1 protein-coding gene is annotated in these 1,276 nt (G+C 69.9%); it reads left to right on the plus strand.

Annotated elements, in window-relative coordinates; all coding sequences use genetic code 11:
* Positions 1-429: 429 nt before the first annotated feature.
* The coding region (locus E1288_RS48495) for a hypothetical protein (protein ID WP_207954956.1) at positions 430-1,276 on the plus strand (847 nt) is incomplete at its 3' end.

Here is a 1,276-nt window from a genome sequence, read left to right on the forward strand (position 1 = left end):
GGTGGTGGGCCGGGCGCCACTCCTGGTACGGCAGCGGGCACCCCGTCGCCGGGAATGCATCTGCCCACACCGGGCGCGGTGGATCCGGTCACCGCTGGTCCCACGCTTATCGGCGTGCCGTCGGGCGTGGATGTGTCGGCTCCGGCCACGGGCGGCAGGCCCGTGGCCGGAGCCGACGCGTCGGCCCTGGTCACTGACCCCGCACCAGCGGCGGGACAGCACCCGGCCACGCCCACACCCGTGCCGGACACTTCGGCAGCCACGGACACGTCGACACGGGTGCCCAGCACGTTCTCCCCCAGCCCGGACGTGGGAACGCCGCTGCCCGGGACTGTGTCACCCGGCTCGCACACGGCCATTCCTGCGGACGGTGTCGTTACCCTGTCACTGCGCGATGGCTCGCCCCTGTCGCAGGCCCCCTCGCCTGCCTTGGGCACGTCCGCTGTCCTCGATGGCAACACCGAATCTGATGTGCCCCAGACCACCCAGCCCGGGCGACACAACGGCATGCCCGAAACCACCCATCCGCACGCGGAGCTGTCCGAAACCGGCCTAGCCCACACCGGCAGCACCCCACCCGCCCGGCCGACGTCGATCGGGCAGCCGTCGATCGGGCCGACGTCGACAGGGCAGCAGCAGGTTGGGACTCCGTCGTCCACTCGCCCGCAGGGCGACCGGGCGGTCGAATCTCGCACGCCACGGTCGGCGGCGGTGGACTCGCATGTGCCGAGCGCACCGACAGGGCTGGACACGCCATTGCTGGAGCGCGACACACGACCGTCTGACCCAGCGTTGCTGTGGCCGGGTTGGGTGCAGGCGGTGACGGGAGAAGTCACGCACGCTGGGGGGCACAACACCGATCAATCTCAGGACGCCGGGCCCGCTGGCCTGCACGAGCGGCCCAAGTCCGGTGAGCTGAACGCCGGGGTCACGCAACCGGCGGCACTGCTCCGGTGGCCGGAAGAACCGGACAGTGACCTGCTCGCACACGTGCAGTCGGCGATGCGGGAGATCCGCCGGCACGGCACCGAACCCGACAAGAACCCCACAGTCACGGCACAAGACGCACACCACGCATACGCCCAGTGGCGCCACACCCGGAACACAGACCCGGAATGGACCCACCGTTCGGTACCCAGAAATGTCCCGAGCCTGGCCTATGAAGTCGCCTTGGTTGAGGCACAGGTGCGTAACGGTCATGACCGGCCGCTGATTCCAGGCCTGCGTGGTGGTGCACCCAGCACGTCTCGTCCCACTGATCTCTCTGCTTCAGCAG

This window comes from Saccharopolyspora elongata (genome assembly GCF_004348985.1).
GTDB classification, from domain to species: domain Bacteria; phylum Actinomycetota; class Actinomycetes; order Mycobacteriales; family Pseudonocardiaceae; genus Saccharopolyspora; species Saccharopolyspora elongata.